The sequence below is a fragment of the Algoriphagus alkaliphilus genome, assembly GCF_900103735.1.
GTDB classification, from domain to species: Bacteria; Bacteroidota; Bacteroidia; order Cytophagales; family Cyclobacteriaceae; genus Algoriphagus; species Algoriphagus alkaliphilus.
Window position 1 is genome coordinate 92,704 of record NZ_FMXE01000005.1, and the last position, 14,358, is coordinate 107,061.

The window sequence follows — 14,358 nt, forward strand, 5'->3', positions numbered from 1 at the left end:
AGTAGATTTCAATCATAACACCTATAATTTTCGCATATCCCATTAATTATAAAATATTATTTTGCAATTATTGCCTATTTAGAAATTTATTCAAACTTGAAACAACTCGGACATAACAGGAAATTATTTTTTATTACCACATTTTTTTATCAAAAAGTAAGCACCCCTTTTTTAAAATTTTTCCATAACTTATCAATCCCAATAATTCCTTCCCAAATGACTCATTTCAAATTCTCGAGCACTATAGGAATACTGTTTCTGGCATATCTTTCTTGGAATTGCACTGAGAAAAATGATGATGCCATCGATCTGGAAGGTTCCGATCAAATCAGCTACAACTTTCACATCCGCCCTATACTGTCTGACAAATGCTTCGCATGTCATGGGCCAGATGCGAATAAGCGGGAGGCAGACTTACGGTTGGACACCGAAGTTGGTGCTTTTACCGCACTTAAAGAAAGTCCGGGAAAGTTTGCCCTTGTAGCAGGAAATCTGGAAAAGTCCGAAGTCTACCACCGGATCAGCTCCACTGATCCCGGAGAAATGATGCCTCCTCCGGAATCCAATCTTTCGCTGAATGAAGAGGAAATTGAATTGATCAAGCGCTGGATCGAGCAAGGTGCCAAATACGAACCACACTGGGCTTTTTTGAAGGTAAAGAAGCCGGCAGTTCCTAAAGTCGACTGGGGAACCAACGAAATCGATGCATTTGCGTACCGGAAAATGCGTTCCAAAAAGCTAAAGCCCAATCCCGAAGCCAAACCTCAGGAACTCATTAAACGGACCAGTTTAGATCTGACAGGACTACCGCCTAAGCCGGAGTTATTGGACAAATACGCAGATTTCTCAGGTGTAAACACCTATGAAAAATTACTGGATGAATTGCTTGCACGGCCCGCCTTCGGGGAAAAACTGGCCGTCCTTTGGCTGGATATTTCCCGCTATGCAGACAGCTACGGCTATCAGGATGATGAAGTCAGATCCCAATGGCCCTACCGCGATTGGGTTATTCATGCTTTTAACCAGAACCTTCCCTACGATCAATTCCTGACATGGCAACTTGCAGGTGACCTGCTTCCCAACGCCAATAAGGAACAGATTTTAGCCACAGCTTTCAACCGAAATCACAAGTACACCGAAGAGGGCGGTATCATCGAGGAAGAATACCGAATCGAGTATGTGCTGGACAAAACCAACACCTTCAGCAAAAGTATTCTCGGCATCACAATGGAGTGTGCTCAATGTCATGACCACAAGTATGATCCGTTTTCCCAAAAGGAATATTACGAGCTTTTTGCCTTTTTCAACAACTCCAAAGAAAAAGGATTTGAAGGCGACATCAGCCGAACCAAACCTGCAAAAACGCCCATCCTTTGGATCGAACGAGACGATCTGGATGGAATCATGAACTTCATCAACCACCCGGATACCACCAAACTCATGGTATCAGTGATGGGTGAAAACGAGGAAAAACGTACGACTTATATTCTTGATCGGGGAGTTTATGACGCCCCAACCATCCCGGTGGATGCCTCCACTCCGGCTTCCATTTTTGAATTTTCCGAAAATCTGGAAAAAAATAGGCTTGGCTTGGCCAAATGGACCACCAATCGCGAAAACCCACTGACCAGCCGGGTCTTTGTCAATCTGATCTGGCAGGAAATCTTCGGGAAAGGAATTGTCAAGTCTGCCGGAGACTTCGGCATGCAGGGCGATCTGCCTACCCATCCCGAACTGCTGGATTGGCTGGCAGCTGACTTTATGGAAAACGGCTGGGATATCAAGCGTCTGATTAAGCAGATCCTACTTTCGGCTACTTACCGACAGTCTGCAGTGATCACTAAGGATCACCTGAGCATCGATCCCGACAATCTCTATCTGGCTAGGGCACCCCGGTTGCGACTACCGGCAGAACATATCCAAGACTTGGTTTTGGCGAGTAGCGGACTCCTTCACGGAGAAATCGGAGGACCAAGTGTCAAACCCTATCAGCCTTCCGGACTTTGGGAGGCGGCCACCTCCGGACGAGGTACGCTTGCGACCTACATACAGGATACCGGCAACAAGCTTTACCGAAGGGGAATCTACAATTTCATTAAACTGACCGTACCTCCTCCCAAAGCAATCATCTTCGATTCAAGTAACCGGGATCGTTGCGAAATCGGCCGAAACCGGACCAATACCCCACTTCAGGCCTTGGTGATGATGAACGATCCGATGGTATTGGAAGCAGCCCGGGTCTTGGCAACAAAGCTTTCGGAAGGCATTTCAGATGAAGAAAAGGCGATTGAAGAAGCTTTCAAGCGGATAGTCTGCCGGGAAATGAAGTCCAAAGAAAAAGAGCTGCTCTTAGACTACTACCTAACTCAATTGAAGGACTTTCGGGAGAATCCCGAAAACGCAAAAAAGGCATTGGATATAGGTGAATATCCTATGAATGAAAAAGCGATCACACCCGAAAATGCCGCTTTGATGCAGGTGATTGTGAGTTTGTATAATTTGGAAGAAACGATAACCAAAAGTTGAGATGGAAAAGGAAATATTAGAACAGGGACTCAACCACAACAGACGAAAATTTCTATCGCGGCTAAGTTTGGGAATCGGAAGTGTTGCTTTGGGTTCGCTGTTGATTCCGGATTTATTCACCGGAAAGCAGGAAGCAGAGGACGGCTTGATGCGCGCCCTTCCTCATTTTGCACCAAAGGCCAAGCGGATCATTTATCTTTTCCAAAATGGTGCTCCTTCTCAACTGGAAACTTTTGATTACAAACCGCTTTTGACCAAAAACTTTGGACAGGAACTCCCCGAGTCCATACGGATGGGTCAACGCTTGACCGGCATGACTGCAGGACAGAGTTCTTTTCCCCTGGTAGGTTCTTACTTCGGGTTTAATCAATATGGCGAAAGTCGGGCTTGGATTTCTTCCCTTTTTCCACACATCTCGAGTGTGGTGGATGATCTGTTGATTGTCAAATCCATGCATACCGAAGCCATCAATCACGATCCTGCACTGACTTTTTTCCAAACCGGCGCTCAAGTTGGAAACCGTCCCAGTATGGGGTCTTGGCTGAGCTATGGCTTGGGAAGTGAAAATGCAAACCTTCCGGCTTTCTGCGTGCTGTTGAGTCGTGGCAAAGGCAATGGGCAAGGCGTTTATTCCAAGCTTTGGTCCAATGGCTTTTTGGACGCGACCCATCAGGGAGTCCAGTTTTCCAATTCCGAAGATCCGGTGCTTTATCTCAAAGATCCGGATGGTATGAGTCGGGATCAGCGCCGAAAAATGATCGATCAGATCGCCGCGCTCAATGAGATGAACTATCAGGAATTCAACGATCCGCAGATCACCGCTAAAGTGCAGCAGTACGAAATGGCGTATCGCATGCAAACAGCAGTGCCAGAGATCACAGATACCTCCAAAGAGCCGGACAGCGTGATCAAACTCTATGGCCCGGATTGCTTGGTTCCCGGCACTTACGCTGCCAATTGCCTTTTGGCAAGGAAACTCTCAGAGAATGGAGTCCGCTTCGTCCAACTCTATCATCAGGGCTGGGATGCCCATGACAACCTGCCCAATCAGATGATTGGGCAGGCTAAAGATGTGGACCAAGCCACAGCAGGATTGATTACCGACCTGAAACAACGCGGATTGTTGGACGAAACCCTGATCATCTGGGGTGGAGAATTTGGCCGAACCAATTATTGCCAAGGCAAGATCCAACCCGAAAACTACGGCCGGGATCACCATCCGAGGGCATTTTCCATCTTCATGGCAGGCGGTGGAGTAAAGTCCGGAATGGTCTATGGAGAGACAGACGACTTCGGCTACAACATCACCGAAAATCCGGTACATGTCCATGATTTTCAAGCAACAGTAATGCATCTGATGGGAATAGACCATGAAAAACTTACCTATAAACATCTTGGCAGACGCTACCGGCTCACCGATGTACACGGAAAAGTTGTAAAAGACCTGATCGCTTAATTCCCATTTATGCCTAAAGTTTCCCGGATTATTCCGATTCTTGAAAACCTCCTTTTCTTCTGGCTGGGATTGGCCTTGGTGCTGAGTTTGGCCGGAGATCGACTGGAAATCCCCGCCCTTCTGCAAGTATTGGGAAGAGCTCACCCGCTTATCCTTCACTTCCCGATTGTACTGCTATTGATGGCGGTCGGCTTGCTTTGGCTTTCAGATCTACGGTTAAAAAATGCCGGTGCCCAAATTTTATTGGTTGGGGGAAATCTGACCGGAATCACAGTCGTGGCGGGATTGATCCTTGCCACAGAAGACTACGATGGAGATGCTCTGGTTTGGCATCAATGGCTAGGACTCGCTTCCTTACTGCTTTCGGTTTTGATTTACTTTTTCAGGGAAAAGTCCGCCAATTTTCTTCGGATTTCCACAGGGACATTGGCTCTTGCAATAATTCTTACCGGTCATTTCGGGGCAAATCTGACCCATGGCGAAGATTTTCTTTTGGCTCCGATTCAGTCGAAGGAGACTGAATTTGTTGCGTTGGAAGATGCGGAGGTTTTTGAGCATTTGGTTCAGCCCATTTTAGAAGCGAAATGCATCGCCTGTCACAAGGAAGGCAAAGTCAAAGGGGAACTTCGGATGGATCAGTTAGCCGGATTGCAAAAAGGCGGAAAAAGCGGGCCTTTTGTTGTTCCGGGTGACATGGAAAAATCGCTTTTGATTCAGCGGATCAATCTCCCAAAAGATGAAAAAGAACACATGCCTCCAAAGAATAAAACCCAACTGACAGATGAGGAGATTGAAATCCTCGAAGCCTGGGTGGCAGCCGGGAGTTCCTTTGATCAAAAGGTCTCCGAACTAAAATCCGAAGAACCGCTTTTCCAGCTCGCTTCAAACCGATTCTCCAATCAGAAAACGTACAGCTTTGGCCCAGCTTCGGATTCAGATATCAAAAAGCTGAACAATTTCTTCCGAAAGGTAAATCCGGTATTTCCGGGATCACCGGCATTGGAAGTCGCTTATTATGGAATTTCCACCTTTGATGCGGCCTCACTCCAAGACTTGAAAAAAGTGAACAAGCAGGTGGTTAGATTGAATCTAAATCGGATGCCACTTGCTACTGTTGATTTGAGTTTTCTGCGAAACTTCCCCAATCTAGAAGAGCTTCAGCTCAACTTCACCGGAGTCAAACCGGAGCAACTTTCAAATCTGGAAGGCCTCGAAAATCTCCGAAATCTTGCGCTTTCGGGAAATGAATTTGGCTCATCCTCCGTCTCTGAACTCAGTAAACTTAAACAGGTAAGAAAGCTTTTTCTCTGGAATTCCGGATTGGATGAGACAGCAAAGGAAGAGCTCAAAAAGGGTTTACCACAGGCCCAAATTGATTTTGGGTTCGATGGAAAAGGCATCATCTACGCGCTAAATCCACCAAAAATCGAGTTTGAAAAGACCCTGTTTCAGGATTCCATGGAGCTGATACTATCCCACCCGATTCGTACCGCCGAGATCCGGTATTCATTGGATGGAACCGAACCGGATAGCATTCAAAGTCCAATTTATTCCGGTCCGATCTGGCTCAAAAAAACAGTTCAGATACGTGCAAAAGCTTTTTCCCGAGACTGGAAAGGCAGTGTAATCACCTCCAATTTAGTATTCAAAGAAGGAATAAAACCCCAATCCTATCAGCTCGCTTTTGAGCCAAACCCCCGTTACAAGGCCAAAGGAGCCACTTCGCTGTTTGATGGGATAAAAGGAAAAACCAATCACACCTCCGGGGATTGGCTGGGTTTTACAGACACGCCACTGGAGATTGAGATTTTTCTGGAAAAAAATTCCGCTCCGAAATACCTCAGCCTGAGTTTTCTACTTAATGAAGGAGCTTATATTTTCCCTCCGGAATCGGTTGAGATCTGGACAGGTGGACAGGCGGGTTGGCAGAAAATCACCCAAACTCCAACCCAAGTCTCTTCAAAATTGGAAGAGGTGAGATTTGGTGTTTTAACTTATTCACTACCCGAAGTATCCTTCGACAAACTTAAAGTCAGACTGAAACCAATCTCAAAACTGCCAGCTTGGCATCCCGGAGCAGGAGCAAAAGGGTGGGTGTTTGTGGATGAGATTTTGTTGAATTTATAATCCCCTAACCCTACTATGAGCCCAAGTCCATCCAAGCAATTTCAAGATGTGGTATTCGAAAAACTCCGACGCGCTTTCCGTCAGGAAAAAGAAATTTATACAGCCGCAAAATGGATTGCTGAATCCATTGCCAGTGAAGGTTGGATATATACCAGTGGAACGGGACATTCCCACATGCTTGCCGAAGAGATCTTTTATCGTGCAGGGGGCTTTGCGAGAGTGATTCCAATCCTCGACCCGGATTTAATGCTTCACAAGGATGCCTCCGGAAGTACCGAGGTGGAACGAAGAGAGGGCTACGCTGAAAAACTTTTCAAGTCCTATTCCTTGACAAACAAGGACGTTTTCATCATTTCTTCCAACTCAGGAAGAAATTCGGTCAGTATTGAAATGGCTCAATTAGCGCAAAAAAAAGGTGCAAAAGTAATCGCACTTACAAATCATGCACACAGCAAAGCAGTGGATTCCAGGCATTCATCGGGTCTTAAGCTGTTTCAAGTAAGCGATATTTTCTTGGACACCTGCGGTGAAATTGGCGACGCTTCGATCAAATTGGAAGGTTTGGAATCAAAAGTCGGAGCGACTTCTACCGTTGTGGGTGCGGCATTGCTCAATGCCATCATGGTACAGGCGACTGCCATTCTTTTGGAAAATGGAACTGTGCCTGAAATTTTCAACAGCTCTAATTCAGATAATGGAGAGGCTTACAATGATTCCCTCATCGCCAAATACAAATCGCAGGTTAAAATCCTTTAATCCAGAAAGATTGAAGCGCCGGCATTTCCGGAAGGAGTAAAAACACGAAACTTCTCCCCTCCTTTGTGCGGAATTGGGTTGGAATAAATCGCTGAGGACTCGCTTGGTTCAGACCCATCCTGAGTATATCGAATGACCAATCCCGGTGTCTGCACATTGGCATAAATCATCCCGTCTTTGACCATTACTCCAGATTTTGGAATCCGATGATTGAAGCCACCCCGGAGTTTTTCCAATCGGGGAATCTCTTTTTGTCCGATCAGATTTGCAAAAACATTCCATTCGACAAGCCTTTTTGTCTTCATTTCTTCTTCAGATTCGGCATCCGACCATGCAGGATCTCCTACCCAAGCCCGTTCGATGTACCCAAGCATTTTTGGGAAAAGATAATACTCCAGCATCTCAGGACTTTTCACTGTTTCAGTCCATAGTTGCCCTGACACTCCGATGATATTCTTTTTGCCCTCGGGACTCAACTTGGTGAAGGATGCTTGGACTGATGCCCAGCTCCATTCCTTTCCCTCAATCGTCTGATCATGCGAAAGGTAAAGTTTGCCGGGCACCGTCTTCCAGGCCTGATACATATCAGTCACACCACTCCAAGTATGTCCACGCTCATTCGGATCCCAATCATAGGCTAAGTCAAAATAGAAATTGGCACTGGAGCAGATCACAACCGGATAGCCGGCATTTGCCAACCTGTAGGCCATATCCTCTCCTCCCCAGCCTGCCACGGCATTCCAGGCATAGAGTCGCCAATTTTGGTCTGCAAACTTAGTATTCGGTACAACGGAATTACCAAAATGAGTCTGTCCGATTTCCTCCCAACCGCCCATTTCCAAACCATATTTCTTCAAAATGGAAGCTGCACGACTCCGGAAATAGTCATTCAAATCTTCCAATTTGATGTCTGGATTTTTAGCCAGAAAGTCCTTGCAAGTCGGGGAAGCTGTCCACACTCCACTTGGTACTTCGTCACCTCCGGTATGCCAATTTTTCAGTTCCACACCGGTATTTTGATACATGGCTTTCACTTCCAAAACTAGTTTTTCATAAAAAGCGTAAGTTGATTCCTGACAGACACAAACCGTATTTCCTCTGAAGTTTTGGGCAGAAAGGTACTTGCTCTGATCATCATCCTCGGCCAATCGATACTGTAAGGCCTCGGAGGTTTTTCCGGCTTTTAGCAATTTGCTGTAGCGACTTTCCATCGCTAATATGGCCGCTCTGGAATGTGCCGGCACACCAAATTCAGGAATGACTTCAATTTGAAGCCCTTTTGCGTAAGCTAAAATTTCCTGAAAATCCGAAACTGTATAAAACCCAGATCCAGCTTGACTTTTTTTAGGATCAGCTCCCGAGGCATAATAAGGCCACAAAAAATCCGATTCATCTTCAGAAAATCCTCTTTTACTTCCAAACTCAGTTAATTCCGGCAGACCCGGAATTTGCAATCTCCATCCCTCATCGTTAGCCAAATTGAAGTGAAAGACATTGAGTTTGTAAATGGACATCAAATCCAATAGCTTCAAAATTTGGGATTTGGGTTGAAAATTACGGGCCACATCCAGGAAAAACCCCCGATAGCTATAGGCAGGATAATCCTCAATCTCCACCTGTGGAAGAATGAATTCATCAGTTATCCGTGTTGAAAAATCAGCAGGCATCATCGCCAAGAAAGACTGAACCCCATACATTGCCCCCTTTGGTGAAGAGGCAGAGATAAAGACTAATCGTTTTGCTATGGAAATTTTATACCCCTCCACAGGCAATTCTGAAGATTTGACAATCCGGATTTGAATAGGAGCCTCTGCCCTGTTTACCGTGGGTTTGTACCCTTGCTTTATTGCCAGAAGGAGGAATTTTGAAGCTTCCTCAAATTCCGGAATTCCCACCACGGCCAATCCTGCATTCTTGATTTTCAGGGTTTCTCCGGTGTATTTCCAAGACTTTGGAGTGGGAAGAAATGGAGGAAGTTGCTCCTTGGGAAGTAAAGACAAGCCTTCATTTTGACTGTAAATCCTTGCTGCGGTCGGAATTGGCAGAGGTGTGGAAGCTGCCATCTCTCTAAATTGATCTAGACTTATGGCCTCCACTTGATACTCTTTTATTTCAAAATGAGTCCCATCTGCATCCTGAAAAATCAATCCCTCGGGGGCGTAGGAATTTTTCAGATAAGGACCTCTTGATTGGTAGGTAATGGAGATTTCTTCTCCCCGTTTGAAAACGGGACTTGCGTTTTTCCCCTCCAAAACAAAAAAATCTCCTTGCAAGTGTCGTATCTGAAAAGGCTCTGTTTGAACCTGCGTGTTGACTGAAATGAAAACAGAATTGAAATAGAGTTTCCAACCTGCATCAAGATCAGATGAGCCAGTATTGGATAAAGTTAGTTTCGCCCGGTGAAATTCCGGGCTTTCAAATCGGTTTTCAAGAATTTCCCACTTGGCATTCACTTGAGCCCAAGATTGGGTATAAAGAAAAAGAAGTAATAGCGGCAATACTTTATTCATAGACGAGTGAGCTTGAGGCTTGAAAATTAAATATAGCCCTTATCAAAAAAATATACTATCCCCAAAGTAAAGTGCAATCACTTTCCCCATTCTGTTTTTATCCTAAACAAAAATACCTAGCTTAAACCGTTAAAAAGGCGTTGAAACCGCTTTTGGAAAGCACTTTTATGCAGACAGAGCCTAACCGCAAACCATCCGTAATATTTTTTTCAGATATCATCGGGGACACCAGATTGATGGGACAAGATGAAAATGCTGCCTTTGAGCTAATGAAGCTCAATCTGAAGATCCTCCAAGAAGTACTGGCAAATTACCGGGGAACCTCATCAAAGAGTTGGGGGATGGTACACTTGCAGTAACTCCTATTTGCCTTATCAAAATATTGGGTGGATATTCAAGATTTTGGGGAAGCAAAATGAAGCAAATCAATGGTTTGACAAGAGCCTCGATATCAGTAAAAACCCTGTCACTTATGAGTTGAAGGCTATTTCGGTAATTGAACTGGGGAAAAAATCAGAAGCCCTTAAACTTTTGGGAAATATTTCATTACAGGACAGCGCGGAATCTATTTTACGGGTAGCAGGATCTATCCTTTTTTATTCGGGGGATTATTATCCGGCATTTAAAGTTTGGAATATTTCTATCCGGCGAAACATCAAGGTTGGTTTTGACAAATACTATAGTACCCCGATCAATTACGCTTACCTCCTTAAGAAAAAAGGAGATTCATTACGTGCTGATTCACTCTTAAATGCGGCAGTCCAAGTAAAAATAGAGGCGATGAGTTTAGGTTCTGAAGATTACTATTTACCCTTGATATAGCTATTGCCTACGCAGTCAAGGGCCAACCTTTTGAGTCCATGAAATATCTCCAAATTGCTTATGAAAGAGGCTGGCGGGATTACTTTTTCACAGAATTTAATCCTGCATTCGAAAAACTGAGAAGTGACAATCGCTATATCAAAATACTCAAGAAAATTCGGACAGACATTGATTCTTTAAATCAGAAATTGACCTCTACCTCCCTGCAAAGGGATAAATAACTCCATTGAATGATTCGTTTCTAATAGCTGAAGGTATCCCTCCTTTTGAATGAATCAAACCTGCAACCAAAGCTGCTGCCATGGATATTCCAGACATGGTTGCGTATTGGTTTCCCGGAAAAGTTGAAAACACATTTTCTCCGGGAGCCATCCAATTGACTGATGGAACACCTATATTTACCATAGGGGCTAAAAGCAGTGAACCCGTTGTAATCAAACGCATTAGAACCGATTGTGAAAACATTTGGGCCATTGATACAGCCTGGAAAATTTTGGCTGGATTGGTGGGATGAGGTTTGATTATCGACATTGCCTGCCGACATTTCAACAAAAAGTCCTTTGGTACCTAAATCAAGAATCAATTCACTCAATACTGCAATAAAACCCACTCCTGCATCTGCAAATTGTTTTTTGGAGGTACAGAAAGTCCTTTCCCTCTGGCAAATTCATTTACTCGATTGAGTTTTCTGTCTCTGTTAAACTTGTTTGCACGCTCCTGGCTTTCCCGGTATTCGTTGTTTATCCTTGCCTTTCGCACAGGAGCCTCAAAAGACTCTTTCATCAGGACTACAACTTACCCTGTGAAAAGGTAATTGTTGAAATAAAGAAAAGGCAAAAAGCCAGTAATAAATATTTCATGAGCTCTTGAATTTTATGTAGAATAATTTAGCTTTCTGATGTAACCATTTAATTTCATATATTTATCCTATATCAGATGAAGGAAATGGACATTTTTAAAGGACAAGGCATCATAGAGTTTACTGAACGCTTCAAAACTGATGAAGATTGTAAAAAGTACCTCAGTGAATTGAAGTGGAATCATGGATTTATATGCAGGAAATGCGGTCATCATGGAAGCCAAGTCCGCAAAGACTACTCCAGAACGTGCAACAAGTGTAGTGATACCGAAAGCCCTGGAGCTGATACCCTGTTCCACAAAGTGAAATTTGGTCTTTTGAAGGCTTTTCACATCTGCTTTGAAATGGCCACTACGACTAAGAGCCTCTCTGCTCTTCAGGTGTCCAAGCGATACGGTGTTCGGCCGCAAACGGCCAGAATGTTCATGCATAAAGTGCGTGAGGCAATGAAATCCAGTGAATCTCAACCCCTCACTGGCAGGGTGCATGTAGATGAGTTTGTTTTTGGATGTAAAGAAACAGGACACGTAGGGAGAGGGTATTGAGGGAAGAAGAAAAAGGTGGTTTGTGTAGTCGAATTGACCGATTTAGGCAAAGTGAAACGGTTTTATGCCTTGCAGATCAAGGATTTTTCGGCTAAATCTTTACTTCCGATCTTCGAAAGACATGTCTCCAAAGACGCTCAGGTCACGACGGACGAATGGAAAGGGTATCGTCCAATAGAGGAAGAGTATTCTATCAGTCAAATCCCCTAAAAATTAAATGATTTAAAAATCATTAGGATTGGTGATGACTAAGTTACCAAAACAAAACTTTTGAGCTTAACTCGATGTAAAAATATTTTTGGAAATTTTCGGAAATTAAACCAAATTAAATTTGGCAGAGACTTGTTTTCAGGATAAATTTTAACTTTATTAAATAACACTTTCCTGATTTTTTCAAAGAAGCTTTTATCTTAGGCAAAACTATTTCACCCGAAAAACCCACCTATGACCATCGATTCACAAGCCAAGGTTTTGAGCAATCGCTACCTTGCCCTCGACGTACTCCGGGGAATGACGATTGCATTTATGATAATCGTCAATACGCCCGGGAATTGGAGTGCCCTCTATGCCCCATTGGCACATGCCGACTGGCATGGATTTACGCCCACAGATCTGGTATTTCCAACCTTTCTCTTTGTAGTCGGCAATGCCATGAGTTTTGCCATGAAAAAGCTTCAGGAGATCCCCAAGGCACAGTTTTACAAAAAAGTATTCAAGCGAACTTTTCTGATTTTTCTGATCGGCTGGCTGTTGAATGCCTTTCCTTTTTTCGATTACAATGAAGCTGGAGAAATCGTATTTATCAATCTGACTGAGGTTCGTTTGGTGGGCGTTTTACAGCGAATTGCCTTATGCTACTTCTTTGCTGCCCTAATTCTGTATTGGGGTGGGGAAAAATTAGGTTGGATTTTCAGCGGACTTGCCTTGATTGCCTATTGGCCAATCATGTACTATTTCGGTGATGCGGGTGACCCCTACAGTCTGACAGGGAACGCCGCCATCAAACTGGACAGGATTTTAATCGGGGAAAGCCGCATGTACATGGGCGAAGGGATTCCCTTTGACCCTGAGGGAATTCTCAGTACCCTCACTTCCATCGTCAATGTCATCGCTGGATATCTGACAGGAAAGCTGATCCAGCGAAAAGGCAATACCATTGCCACGATCCAAACACTTTTTGTTTCAGGGATTTTATTGGTTGTACTGAGTTATGCCTGGGACTTGATCTTTCCTATCAATAAAAAAATCTGGACAAGCCCCTATGTCTCGCTTACTGTAGGTTGGGATTTGCTGATTTTGGGTGGTTTAATTTTTATCATCGAGCTTCGTAAGCACACCTCCTGGACATTCTTTTTCCAAGCCTTTGGACGCAATCCACTCATTCTATATGTACTCTCCGGAGTGGTGATTTCCATTTTCTCCATGATTCCCGTGGGAGAAAATAGCCTTCAGGATGCAATTTATTCCACCCTCTTTACCAGCTGGCTATCTCCAAAAAATGCCTCCTTCCTATTTGCGATCAGCTACATGCTTTTGATTTGGGCGATTGGTTATTGGATGGACCAGCGAAAGATCTACATCAGGGTTTAAAAAAAAACGATACGCCTGAAAACCAAGCTATTGAAGTAAAATGTAAATTCATTCATCTTTTTACTTCAATAGCTTTTTTATGAACCTACGTATCGGAGTTTACAATGTGCAATGGATGCGGGATCTGTTTGAGCCGGACGGAAGTCCAAAAACGACCGGAAAAGAAGGAACCCGCAGCAGAGAAATCGCAGAAATAGTCCAGGCGATGAATCCGGACTTTCTGGGAATAGTCGAAGGCCCGGATACCTTGGTAAATGGCAGCAAAACTGCATCTGGACAACTTGAAACTTGGGCAAACCATTTTCTCCCAGGCAATAACTTCAAGGGCATTCATGGTTTTCCTTCTGCGGGTCAGCAGGAGCTTTGTGCGCTTTATGATTGCACCAAGATAAAGGTGCTTTTCACTCCCGAAATGAAAGACGGAGAGCGATTTAACCAGCCATTTCTCATGGATACAACAAATCGCATGATCAAGGAGCAATACACGCACTACCGTCCTCCGCTTGAAGTCAGTATTTTGGGAGTAGATGACTCGTTTATTTCCCGAGTCATCATCGCGCACACAAAATCCAAGGGGATTTTCGACAAAGTAGACTATGCCCGATTTGAGCAAATTTCACAAAGAGACCGTCTTAAACTATTCGGGGAATGCATGCACATTCGTGAACGCTGCGACCAATACCTAGCCAAAGGCCAACAAGTCATTGTCATGGGTGATATCAATGACGGTTTTGAACTGGATTTTTATGAAAACAGATTTTCAAAAAGTGCAGTTGAACTGTTACTTGGATCTACCTGGAAACCGGAATGGATCCTCAAAGCCACACTTCCTAAACCCAAACTCACGGCTTATGGCTGGACACCCTACTCTTCCAAATTCAGGGACAGAATTACCGGTGATATTTTCAATGTACTGATCGATCACATTTTGATCAGTCAAGGCCTCAAACTGATCAAAGGCCAAGTTTGGAACCCGATTTTGGAAAAAGATGATCCGGCAATTAAGAGTGTGAAAAATCAACTTATCCGAGCTTCAGATCATTATCCCGTTCTCATAGAAATCGAAACTTAGTCTTATCCAAGTCAAAGTCCGGTCACAAAATCCTACTCAATCATGAAAAATAAATCTTTCTCCACGCATTTTTTTGCTCAAATAGGCCAACAAAT

At 44.1% G+C, this 14,358-nt stretch carries 12 protein-coding genes and 1 pseudogene; 11 read left to right on the plus strand and 2 right to left on the minus strand.

All coding sequences use genetic code 11. The annotated features are described in order from the left end of the window. The first annotated feature begins 216 nt into the window (after window positions 1-216). From BLQ81_RS04155 to BLQ81_RS04170, 4 genes are read left to right on the plus strand one after another with little or no spacing between them, the layout of a single operon-like run. Entirely contained in the window at window positions 217-2,526 is a 2,310-nt protein-coding gene (locus tag BLQ81_RS04155) for a PSD1 and planctomycete cytochrome C domain-containing protein (RefSeq protein WP_092728794.1), read from the plus strand. A 1-nt stretch (window position 2,527) separates the two neighbouring features. Continuing rightward, a complete protein-coding gene (locus tag BLQ81_RS04160; RefSeq protein WP_092728696.1) occupies window positions 2,528-3,982 on the plus strand; it encodes a DUF1501 domain-containing protein in 1,455 nt (484 codons plus the stop codon). A 9-nt stretch (window positions 3,983-3,991) separates the two neighbouring features. Further along, window positions 3,992-6,109: a c-type cytochrome domain-containing protein gene (locus BLQ81_RS04165; RefSeq protein ID WP_092728697.1), complete on the plus strand. Its 2,118-nt coding sequence runs from the start codon at window positions 3,992-3,994 to the stop codon at window positions 6,107-6,109. A gap of 15 nt (window positions 6,110-6,124) precedes the next feature. Next, window positions 6,125-6,865, plus strand: a complete 741-nt coding sequence (locus BLQ81_RS04170) for a sugar isomerase domain-containing protein (protein WP_092728698.1) — start codon at window positions 6,125-6,127, stop codon at window positions 6,863-6,865. Here the strand turns inward: BLQ81_RS04170 and BLQ81_RS04175 are convergent. Next, window positions 6,862-9,375, minus strand: a complete 2,514-nt coding sequence (locus BLQ81_RS04175; RefSeq protein WP_092728699.1) for a family 20 glycosylhydrolase — start codon at window positions 9,373-9,375, stop codon at window positions 6,862-6,864. The genes BLQ81_RS04170 and BLQ81_RS04175 overlap by 4 nt on opposite strands. A 167-nt stretch (window positions 9,376-9,542) precedes the next feature. Between BLQ81_RS04175 and BLQ81_RS04180 the strand changes: the two genes are divergently transcribed. The 4 genes from BLQ81_RS04180 to BLQ81_RS04195 all read left to right on the plus strand — a co-directional run bounded on the left by BLQ81_RS04180 (window position 9,543) and on the right by BLQ81_RS04195 (window position 10,711). Next, a complete protein-coding gene (locus BLQ81_RS04180; RefSeq protein ID WP_092728700.1) occupies window positions 9,543-9,734 on the plus strand; it encodes a hypothetical protein in 192 nt (63 codons plus the stop codon). 43 nt (window positions 9,735-9,777) lie between these two features. Beyond that, a complete protein-coding gene (locus BLQ81_RS04185; protein ID WP_175454169.1) occupies window positions 9,778-10,197 on the plus strand; it encodes a tetratricopeptide repeat protein in 420 nt (139 codons plus the stop codon). A gap of 38 nt (window positions 10,198-10,235) precedes the next feature. Next, window positions 10,236-10,418 carry a hypothetical protein gene (locus BLQ81_RS04190; protein WP_092728702.1) on the plus strand — a complete coding sequence of 61 codons (183 nt, stop codon included), beginning with the start codon at window positions 10,236-10,238 and terminating at the stop codon, window positions 10,416-10,418. An 80-nt stretch (window positions 10,419-10,498) separates the two neighbouring features. Next, window positions 10,499-10,711, plus strand: a complete 213-nt coding sequence (locus BLQ81_RS04195) for a hypothetical protein (protein ID WP_092728703.1) — start codon at window positions 10,499-10,501, stop codon at window positions 10,709-10,711. Window positions 10,712-10,785: 74 nt separating this feature from the next. On the opposite strand, the gene BLQ81_RS04200 is transcribed toward BLQ81_RS04195, so the two are convergent. Beyond that, on the minus strand, window positions 10,786-10,980 hold the full coding sequence (locus BLQ81_RS04200) for a hypothetical protein (RefSeq protein WP_092728704.1): 195 nt from the start codon (window positions 10,978-10,980) through the stop codon (window positions 10,786-10,788). Between the two features lie 162 nt (window positions 10,981-11,142). On the opposite strand from BLQ81_RS04200, the pseudogene BLQ81_RS04205 reads away from it, so the two are divergent. The 3 genes and pseudogenes from BLQ81_RS04205 to BLQ81_RS04215 form a co-directional block, all read left to right on the plus strand. Beyond that, window positions 11,143-11,808 (plus strand): annotated as a pseudogene (locus BLQ81_RS04205) (IS1595 family transposase); the annotation flags it as partial. 237 nt (window positions 11,809-12,045) lie between these two features. Then, on the plus strand, window positions 12,046-13,191 hold the full coding sequence (locus BLQ81_RS04210; RefSeq protein WP_092728705.1) for an acyltransferase family protein: 1,146 nt from the start codon (window positions 12,046-12,048) through the stop codon (window positions 13,189-13,191). Window positions 13,192-13,270: 79 nt separating this feature from the next. Continuing rightward, entirely contained in the window at window positions 13,271-14,263 is a 993-nt protein-coding gene (locus tag BLQ81_RS04215; protein WP_092728706.1) for an endonuclease/exonuclease/phosphatase family protein, read from the plus strand. The last annotated feature ends 95 nt before the right edge of the window (window positions 14,264-14,358 follow it).

Coding starts and splice junctions, on each gene's coding strand:
- BLQ81_RS04170 (WP_092728698.1), top strand. CDS start 6,125: ATGAGCCCAAGTCCATCCAAGCAATTTCAAGATGTGGTATTCGAAAAA.
- BLQ81_RS04200 (WP_092728704.1), bottom strand. CDS start 10,980: ATGAAAGAGTCTTTTGAGGCTCCTGTGCGAAAGGCAAGGATAAACAAC.
- BLQ81_RS04190 (WP_092728702.1), top strand. CDS start 10,236: ATGAAATATCTCCAAATTGCTTATGAAAGAGGCTGGCGGGATTACTTT.
- BLQ81_RS04195 (WP_092728703.1), top strand. CDS start 10,499: ATGGATATTCCAGACATGGTTGCGTATTGGTTTCCCGGAAAAGTTGAA.
- BLQ81_RS04180 (WP_092728700.1), top strand. CDS start 9,543: ATGCAGACAGAGCCTAACCGCAAACCATCCGTAATATTTTTTTCAGAT.
- BLQ81_RS04155 (WP_092728794.1), top strand. CDS start 217: ATGACTCATTTCAAATTCTCGAGCACTATAGGAATACTGTTTCTGGCA.
- BLQ81_RS04175 (WP_092728699.1), bottom strand. CDS start 9,375: ATGAATAAAGTATTGCCGCTATTACTTCTTTTTCTTTATACCCAATCT.
- BLQ81_RS04215 (WP_092728706.1), top strand. CDS start 13,271: ATGAACCTACGTATCGGAGTTTACAATGTGCAATGGATGCGGGATCTG.
- BLQ81_RS04210 (WP_092728705.1), top strand. CDS start 12,046: ATGACCATCGATTCACAAGCCAAGGTTTTGAGCAATCGCTACCTTGCC.
- BLQ81_RS04165 (WP_092728697.1), top strand. CDS start 3,992: ATGCCTAAAGTTTCCCGGATTATTCCGATTCTTGAAAACCTCCTTTTC.
- BLQ81_RS04160 (WP_092728696.1), top strand. CDS start 2,528: ATGGAAAAGGAAATATTAGAACAGGGACTCAACCACAACAGACGAAAA.